8 protein-coding genes and 2 tRNA genes are annotated in these 8,625 nt (G+C 68.8%); 7 read left to right on the top strand and 3 right to left on the bottom strand.

Annotated features, from left to right (window positions below):
• A partial coding sequence (locus ABD211_RS21715; protein ID WP_344134911.1) for a DciA family protein occupies nt 1-463 on the top strand: 463 nt, incomplete at its 5' end.
• A gap of 103 nt (nt 464-566) precedes the next feature.
• Here ABD211_RS21715 and ABD211_RS21710 read toward each other — a convergent pair.
• Entirely contained in the window at nt 567-1,133 is a 567-nt protein-coding gene (locus ABD211_RS21710; protein WP_344134908.1) for a hypothetical protein, read from the bottom strand.
• A 470-nt stretch (nt 1,134-1,603) separates the two neighbouring features.
• Between ABD211_RS21710 and gyrB the strand changes: the two genes are divergently transcribed.
• The 6 genes from gyrB (at nt 1,604) to ABD211_RS21680 (ending at nt 7,780) form a co-directional block, all read left to right on the top strand.
• Complete coding sequence (gene gyrB, locus ABD211_RS21705; RefSeq protein WP_344134905.1) at nt 1,604-3,553, top strand: DNA topoisomerase (ATP-hydrolyzing) subunit B; 1,950 nt, start codon at nt 1,604-1,606, stop codon at nt 3,551-3,553.
• Between the two features lie 98 nt (nt 3,554-3,651).
• Nucleotides 3,652-6,156, top strand: coding sequence for a DNA gyrase subunit A (gene gyrA, locus ABD211_RS21700; protein ID WP_344134902.1), 2,505 nt, complete (start codon nt 3,652-3,654; stop codon nt 6,154-6,156).
• A gap of 307 nt (nt 6,157-6,463) precedes the next feature.
• Nucleotides 6,464-7,336 (top strand): DUF3566 domain-containing protein, encoded by an 873-nt coding sequence (locus tag ABD211_RS21695; protein WP_425560484.1) that lies wholly within the window; start codon nt 6,464-6,466, stop codon nt 7,334-7,336.
• Nucleotides 7,337-7,448: 112 nt separating this feature from the next.
• Nucleotides 7,449-7,522, top strand: a tRNA-Ile gene (locus tag ABD211_RS21690).
• 33 nt (nt 7,523-7,555) lie between these two features.
• Nucleotides 7,556-7,684: a DLW-39 family protein gene (locus tag ABD211_RS21685; RefSeq protein WP_344085766.1), complete on the top strand. Its 129-nt coding sequence runs from the start codon at nt 7,556-7,558 to the stop codon at nt 7,682-7,684.
• A gap of 23 nt (nt 7,685-7,707) precedes the next feature.
• Nucleotides 7,708-7,780: transfer RNA gene (locus ABD211_RS21680), tRNA-Ala, on the top strand.
• Between the two features lie 32 nt (nt 7,781-7,812).
• Here ABD211_RS21680 and ABD211_RS21675 read toward each other — a convergent pair.
• Together ABD211_RS21675 and ABD211_RS21670 are read right to left on the bottom strand one after the other, a co-directional pair.
• Nucleotides 7,813-8,106 carry a hypothetical protein gene (locus ABD211_RS21675; protein WP_344134897.1) on the bottom strand — a complete coding sequence of 98 codons (294 nt, stop codon included), beginning with the start codon at nt 8,104-8,106 and terminating at the stop codon, nt 7,813-7,815.
• Complete coding sequence (locus ABD211_RS21670) at nt 8,103-8,351, bottom strand: hypothetical protein (protein WP_344134894.1); 249 nt, start codon at nt 8,349-8,351, stop codon at nt 8,103-8,105. Before ABD211_RS21670 ends, ABD211_RS21675 begins: the two co-directional genes overlap by 4 nt.
• Nucleotides 8,352-8,625: the final 274 nt, after the last annotated feature.

Genomic DNA, 8,625 nt, shown 5'->3' with positions numbered 1-8,625 from the left:
GGCCCGGCGGGCCGCGCGGCCGGCCCCGGCGCGTAAGGGCGGAGCGGCCGACGGCGGCGAACCGCGGCGGTTCCGGCCACGGGGGTACTCAGGCTCGGGGCCCGACCCGCGCGACCCGCAGCCGTTCGGGTCGATCATGGGACGGCTCATGCAGACGCGCGGGTGGGAGAAGCCCGCCGCCGAGGGCAAGGTGTTCGGCGCCTGGGAGGCGGTCGTGGGCGCCGACGTGGCGGCGCACTGCCGGCCGGTGAAGCTGGAGGACGGCGTCCTCACCGTGGAGGCCGAGTCGACCGCCTGGGCGACGCAGCTGCGGCTGCTCAGCGCGAAGCTCGTCGGGCTCATCGCGGCCTCCGTCGGGCACAACGTGGTCACCCGGCTGAACATCCACGGGCCGGTCGCGCCGTCGTGGAGCCGGGGGCCCCGGCGGGTGCCCGGTCGTGGCCCGCGGGACACGTACGGATAGGCGATCCCATATCTAGTGGCGGTCGTACACAGGTGTGTCCACAGCTTGTGGATTACGCCTGTGTAGTTCGGAGATCGTCTCCGAAATGCCCGTATTTGTGGCGCTAGAAGTCCGCGTAGACGGCGAAGCCGCGGTCGGCGCAGCGGCGGTAGAAGACCGTGAGCACCCGCAGTTCCAGCAGCGTGAAGTTCCACTGCGGCGGGTTGCCCTCGTCGTCGCGCAGGCTGTCCAGCCGCTGGTCGAGCCAGCGCAGCTGCTGCTCGGCGAGGCGGCCCTGGTTGAGCGCGGCGCCCAGCACGACGGCCACGCTGTCGAAGGTGATCTCGTCCCCCGCCTGGCCGAGCGCCTCGTGGCCGGCGACGAAGCGCTCCAGGCCGCCGGCGATCCACGCGCAGCCGTCCGGGTCGATGACCGGGTCCTCATCCTCGGCCGCCGCGTCGGTCGCGAACAGCACGCCGTCGAGCCCGAGGAGAAGGTCCACCAGGTCGGTGTAGGCGCCGGCGCGCACGGTCGAGGTCTTGGCGATGTGGGCGGCGAGCGCCGCCGCCGGCCCGGCATGCGCGGGGGCACCTGCCGCGACGTGGGCGAAGTCGGCGAACTCGTCGGCGGGGACAGGCTCATAGAAGCGGCCGGTGCGCGGCCACTGGACGGCCACGTTGTCGAGCGCCATCGGGGTTACCTCCCTATCCCGCTGCTGCGCCTGCTGGGCACCGAGGCGGGGCATGCCGCCCGCGGGCTGCTTGGGCCCCGATAGAGGCGGCAAGGCAACATACGTCACTCCGGTCACCCGGCGCGACCCCTGAACCGGCAGCATTCGCCCCGGGCAGGGCGCTCGCCGCACGACGGCGCTGCGCCCCTCGCGCCCCGGTTGTGCGATAGGGGGGTCGGCTCCGCCGCTGAACGAGGCGCTGCGGCGGTTCCAGAGGGGTCAACGCCGTGATTGCGGGGTGCCGCAGGGCAGTCTCGTCGCACGCGCACAGTAGGATGGCGGTGGACCTGACAACTGACTGGACAGCGGCCGCGACAGGCCCACTGACCAGCACACGACCGACCGTTGACGATGCGTGATCCGCGAAGCGGCCCGCGCACGACCCCTGCCGGCCGGCACGCCCCCGCGTGCCTCCGCGGAGAAAGCGACTGATGGTGGCAGCGCCCAAGCAGAAGCCTGGTGACTACAACGCATCGTCGATCACGGTGCTCGAGGGCCTGGAGGCCGTGCGCAAGCGGCCCGGCATGTACATCGGCTCGACCGGTGAGCGAGGGCTGCACCACCTGGTGTGGGAGGTAGTGGACAACGCGGTCGACGAGGCCCTCGCCGGCTTCTGCGACACGATCGAGGTGACCCTGCTGGCCGACGGCGGCGTGCGCGTCGTCGACAACGGCCGCGGCATCCCGGTCGACATCCACCCGGTCGAGAAGCGGCCCACGGTCGAGGTCGTCCTCACCGTGCTGCACGCGGGCGGCAAGTTCGACGGCAAGGCGTACGCGGTCTCCGGCGGTCTGCACGGCGTCGGCATCTCCGTGGTCAACGCGCTGTCCACGCGCATCGACCTCGAGATCTGGAAGGACGGTCACGTCTGGCGTCAGCGCTACAACAACTCCAAGCCCGACAAGCTGGACAAGGGCGAGACGACCAACCGCACCGGCACCTCGGTGACGTTCTGGCCGGACGACAAGATCTTCGAGACGACCGAGTTCACGTACGAGACGATCTACCGGCGCCTGCAGGAGATGGCCTTCCTCAACCGCGGTCTGACGATCGCGCTGCGCGACGAGCGCGAGGACGCCAACGAGGAGAAGCGCGAGATCACCTTCTGCTACAAGGGCGGCATCGCCGACTTCGTGCGCCACCTCAACCAGACCAAGAGCGCGATCCACCGCTCGGTCGTCGAGTTCGGCGCCGAGGGTGAGGGCATGGCCGTCGAGATCGCGATGCAGTGGAACGAGTCGTACGGCGAGAGCGTCTACACGTTCGCGAACACCATCAACACCCACGAGGGTGGCACCCACGAAGAGGGCTTCCGTTCCGCGCTCACCGGCGTGATCAACAAGTACGGGGCCGACAAGAAGCTGCTCAAGAACGACGAGAAGCTCTCGGGTGAGGACATCCGCGAGGGACTCGCCGCGATCATCTCGGTGAAGCTGGCCAACCCGCAGTTCGAGGGTCAGACCAAGACCAAGCTCGGCAACACCGACATGCGCAGCTTCGTGCAGAAGACCTGCAACGAGTGGCTGGTCGACTGGCTGGAGCGCAACCCGGCCGAGGCTAAGGTGATCATCACCAAGGCGTCCCAGGCGGCCCGCGCCCGCATCGCCGCCCAGCAGGCCCGCAAGCTCGCGCGGCGCAAGTCGCTGCTGGAGACCGGCTCGATGCCGGGCAAGCTCGCCGACTGCCAGTCCACCGACCCCCGGGTGTCGGAGATCTTCATCGTCGAGGGTGACTCCGCCGGCGGCTCGGCCAAGCAGGGCCGTGACCCGAAGGTGCAGGCGATCCTCCCGATCCGCGGCAAGATCCTCAACGTGGAGAAGGCGCGCATCGACCGCGTGCTGAAGAACAACGAGGTCCAGGCGCTGATCACCGCGCTCGGCACCGGCATCCACGACGAGTTCGACATCGAGAAGCTGCGGTACCACAAGATCGTGCTGATGGCCGACGCCGACGTCGACGGCCAGCACATCCAGACGCTGCTGCTCACGCTGCTGTTCCGGTTCATGCGCCCGCTGGTCGAGCTCGGCCACGTCTACCTGGCGGCCCCGCCGCTTTACAAGATCAAGTGGAACAAGAAGGGCGACGACGCGCAGTACGCGTACTCCGACCGCGAGCGCGACGGCCTGATCGCGCTGCGCCAGCAGACCAAGCCGAACGCCAAGCCGGACGACATCCAGCGGTTCAAGGGTCTGGGCGAGATGAACTACCCGGAGCTGTGGGACACCACCATGAACCCGGCGACCCGCACCCTGCGCCAGGTCACGCTCGACGACGCCGCCACCGCCGACGAGCTGTTCAGCGTCCTCATGGGCGAGGACGTCGAGGCGCGGCGCACCTTCATCCAGCGCAACGCGAAGGACGTGCGCTTCCTCGACATCTGAGGCTGCCTGCGTTTTCCACATCGTCCACAGCGTTATCCACAGTGTGACCCACTGACTTATCCACAGTCGTTTGCCGAATTTATGACAAAGGGTTGATCGTGACGGAAACTCCAGGCGGCGAGCCGATCGAGCCGGGTGCCGAGGTCGGCATCCACGGGCGCATCGAGCCGGTCGGCCTCGAAGTGGAGATGCAGCGCTCGTACCTCGACTACGCCATGAGCGTGATCGTGAGCCGGGCCCTGCCGGACGTGCGGGACGGGCTCAAGCCCGTACACCGCAAGATCCTTTACGCGATGTACGACTCGGGCTACCGCCCGGACCGCGGCTACGTGAAGTGCTCCCGCGTTGTCGGTGACGTCATGGGCCAGTTCCACCCGCACGGCGACTCGTCGATCTACATGGCCCTGGTCCGCATGGCCCAGGACTGGTCCATGCGCTACCCGCTGGTCGACGGCAACGGCAACTTCGGCTCCCCGGGTAACGACCCACCAGCGGCCATGAGATATACCGAAAGCCGGCTGGCGCCGCTGGCGATGGAGATGCTGCGCGATATCGACGAGGACACCGTCGATATGCAGGACAACTACGACGGGCGGGCCAAGGAGCCCACCATCCTGCCGTCGCGCATCCCGAACCTGCTCGTCAACGGTTCCGAGGGCATCGCGGTCGGCCTGGCCACCAAGATCCCGCCGCACAACCTGCGCGAGATCGGCGCGGCGGTGCAGTGGTGCCTGGACAACCCCGACGCGGACGAGGCGACCACGCTCGAACAGCTCATCGAGATCGTCAAGGGTCCTGACTTCCCGACCCGCGGCCTCATCGTCGGCACCACGCCGATCCAGGAGGCGTACCGTACCGGCCGCGGCTCGATCCGGATGCGGGCGGTCGTCGACGTCGAGGAGGACAAGCGCGGCCGCGCCTGCCTCGTGGTGACCGAGCTGCCGTACCAGGTCAATCCCGACAACCTGGCCGAGCGCGTCGCGGACCTGATCCGCGAGGGCAAGCTCGCCGGCATCGCCGACATCCGCGACGAGTCGTCCGGCCGTACCGGCCTGCGGCTCGTGCTCGTGCTCAAGCGCGACGCGGTCGCCAAGGTGGTGCTGAACAACCTCTACAAGCACACCCAACTGCAGGAGACGTTCGGCGCCAACATGCTGGCGCTGGTCGACGGCGTGCCGCGCACGCTGAACCTGGCCCAGTTCGTGCGCTACTACGTGGCCCACCAGATCCAGGTCATCCAGCGTCGGACGGCGTTTCGGCTGCGCAAGGCCGAGGAGCGCGCGCACATCCTGCGCGGTCTGGTCAAGGCGCTGGACCTGCTCGACGAGGTCATCGCCCTGATCCGCCGCTCGCCGAGCGCCGAGGAGTCCAAGACGGGCCTCATGCGGCTGCTCGACGTGGACGAGATCCAGGCGACCGCGATCCTCGACATGCAGCTGCGCCGCCTGGCCGCCCTGGAGCGTCAGCGGATCATCGACGAGCTGAGCGACATCGAGCTGCGGATCAAGGACTTCAAGGACATCCTGGCGACCCCGGCCCGGCAGCGGAAGATCATTTCGGACGAGCTGGCCGAGGTCGTGGCGAAGTGGGGCGACGAGCGGCGTACCCGGATTGTCCCGTTCGACGGCGAGGTCTCGATGGAGGACCTCATCGCCCGCGAGGACGTGGTGGTCACGATCACCCGGACCGGGTACGCCAAGCGCACCAAGGTCGACCTCTACCGGTCGCAGCGCCGGGGCGGCAAGGGCGTGTCCGGGGCGACGCTGCGCCAGGACGACATCGTCAGCCACTTCTTCGTCTGCTCGACCCACGACTGGATCCTGTTCCTGACAAACAAGGGGCGCGTCTACCGGGCGAAGGCGTACGAACTTCCCGAAGCGCAGCGCACGGCCAAGGGTCAGCACGTGGCGAACCTGCTGGCCTTCCAGCCGGAAGAGCAGATCGCTCAGGTCATCGAGATTCCCAACTACGACGTCGCGCCGTATCTTGTCCTGGCGACGAAGAACGGGTTGGTCAAGAAGACGGCGCTGAGCGAATTCGACTCGAACCGCACCGGCGGCATCATCGCGATCAACCTGCGGGACAACGATGAGCTGGTTGGCGCCGCCCTCCTAGCATCGGAGGACGACCTGCTGCTGGTAAGCAAGCAGGCCCAGGCGATCCGTTTCTCGGCCACGGACGAGGCGCTGCGCCCGATGGGCCGCGCCACGTCCGGGGTGATCGGCATGCGCTTCGGCGACGGGGACGAACTGCTCGCGATGGAGGTGGTCCGGGACGGCATGGATGTGCTGACCGCGACCGACGGCGGCTACGCCAAGCGGACGCCGATCGAGGAGTACCCCATCCAGGGCCGGGGCGGAAAGGGTGTCCTGACCGCGAAGATCACCCAGCGTCGTGGTGGACTTGTGGGCGCAGTGGTGATCAGCCCGGACGACGAGCTGTTCGCCATCACGTCCAATGGGGGAGTTATCCGGACTCCCGTGAAGCCGGTGCGCAGGACGCGCGACCGGAACACAATGGGGGTCAAGCTGATGGACCTGCCTGATGGTGTGACTTTGGTGGCGATAGCTCGTAACGCAGACGAGCCGGACGAACAGGAATAGTCCATGACGGAGACGCAGGCGAAGTCGGGGGCTTCGGGGACCTCGACGGCACCGTCGGACGAGGAGCCCAAGACCATCGTGCCCACGGCTGACAAGCCGGACACGACGGAGGGTGCCGCGTCGGATGCCGCCGCTCCCGAATCCGCCACCAAGCCGCCGGCCGCCAAGCCGTCGGCCACGTCCGAGAAGGCTGACAGTTCGCCTGAGAGCGGCGGCGTCGCCGCCGGGTCGCTCGCGACGCCCGCGCCCACTCCGGGCGCGGGCGCCGCGGCCCGCGCCGCGGCCCCCCNGGGCCGCGCCCGCCGCGATCAAGGAGAGCCGCACGTCGGTCAAGACCAACGGCAAAACCTCCGAGAGTACGGACGACAGCCCGGCGGATCCCGCGCCGGCCACGCCGCCGACGGCTGCCGCCGCCGCGACGGGGACCGCGAAGGTGAAGCCCACCGAGGAGCCCGCGCCGGTCGTGACCGCGCGGGCGTCCGCACCCGCCCCGGCCCCGGCCACCCCGCCGGCGGGCGTTCCGGCCGCTGGGAGCGCCTCGGTCACAGCGAAGGCGTCCGTGCCGACGTCGTCGTCCCCCGAGACGGGCACCCGCCGGCCCGGCGTCTCGTCGTCGCTGTACGCCGGCACGCCGGTGAAGGGCACGGCGGCCGTCCCGGTCTCCTCGAGCACCCCGTCGGCGCTCTCGTCGACCTCGGTGAACCCGGCGGCCGACGCTCCCACCGCGCCCACGAGCGCGCCCGCCGCCGGCGCGGCCGCCGTCGGCGCCGCCCGGGTCACGGACGCGGTCCGCACGGCCCGCGCCACGGTCGCCGGCGCGACGGCCCGTGGCCCGCGTCGCGCGCGCCTGCACCTCAAGCGGATCGACCCGTGGTCCGTCATGAAGTTCGCGTTCGCGGTGTCGCTCGTGCTGTTCATCGTGGCGATCGTGGCCACCTCGGTGCTGTACCTGGCGCTGGACGCCATGGGCGTGTTCGCGAGCGTGAACAAGGCGCTCGCCGACATGGTCGGCCAGGACGGCGTCAAGATCACGGCCAAGGGCGTCATCGGCGCGTCGGTCCTACTCGGCGCGGTGAACATGGTCCTGTTCACGGCCCTGATGACGCTGGGCGCGTTCGTCTACAACGTGTGCGCCGACCTCGTCGGCGGCATCGAGCTGACCCTGTCCGAGAAGGATTGACGAGGGCCCCGTCACGCTGACAGGGCCGAGGTGGATACCCGTTTTGGTGAGCGAGGAGGAGTGCTGTAACGTTTCTCCTCGCGCCGCCCGTCCGGGCAACCGGTCGGGGCAGGGGGCTATAGCTCAGTCGGTTAGAGCGCAGAGCTGATAACTCTGAGGTCGATGGTTCGATTCCATCTAGCCCCACTTCCCGCCCGCCAGCCAGAGGTGGTTAGCGCCATGTGGAAGAAGCTGCTCATCCTCGCCGCACTGGTCGGCGCCGGCGCCTACGTGGCCAAGAAGGTCAAGAGCGCCAACGACGAGCGCGCACTCTGGCACGAGGCGACAACCGCCCCCGACCTCCGGTAGGGGCGCACGCAGCACCTCCGCCCGGGGCCGTAGCTCAATTGGCAGAGCACCGCCTTTGCAAGGCGGGGGTTAGGGGTTCGATTCCCCTCGGCTCCACTTTTCAGACCCTGATCAGGCGTTTGGACGTGTCACGCCGCGAATACGGCGACGACCGCTTCTCGGACGCGGTTCATGGTCGTTCCTGTTACCAGACCCAGTGACGGCCCGTTGGGTGCCGCACGTCGGAGCCGGTCCAGGTCGACGGCCCCGCCGAGCGGGTCAGCGTCATGAAGTGCGACCAGGTAGGGCGGGATGTCGGCGGTGCCGTGCCGGATCGGCGCGACCCACGGGGTCCGTGCCTGGTTGTGTCCGTCGGAGGAAACGACCAGGACGCGGAAGCGTACGCCGTTGACGTTGTGTTCGTAGATCTCGCCCTGGTTCACCACTCAGCACCAGCCAGGCGTTCGTCCTGCTCTGCCGAGTTCGCGGCGTCCCACACGGCCATCTCCGGACCATCTCCGCTGGCCAGGTTGTAGGCGTCGTAGCGACGGGATGCCTCGACCAGGGCGGCATCCCGGATCAGCTTGGCGACCCATGCGGAAGCGGCCATGCCGTGCTGGGCAGCCTGAGCCTTCGCCATGTCGATGACAGCCGGATCCAGAGAGACCGTGAGATTCGCTGTGGCCATGACTGTGACGATAGCTGTGACTGCCACTGTGACGCCAGGATAGAGCGATCCCACGTACATATGACCCGTCCGGGCCGGGAAGGCCGGCTGAATCGGCGTGCTTCAATGGCGACGGGGGAGGTGGGACTGTATGACGAACTACGCCCGCATGTACCGCTGGGGAATCACCCCTTGGGAGGGCTACGGAACGGCCGCCGCCGACAGCATCGCCACACTGCTGGACCGGGAGGAGGCCGAGCGCTCGCGCCCGCTGGGTCGCGCGCTCGACGTCGGT

The organism is Luedemannella flava (genome assembly GCF_039528515.1).
GTDB classification, from domain to species: Bacteria; Actinomycetota; Actinomycetes; order Mycobacteriales; family Micromonosporaceae; genus Luedemannella; species Luedemannella flava.
This window is presented reverse-complemented; position numbering and strand designations above follow the sequence as displayed.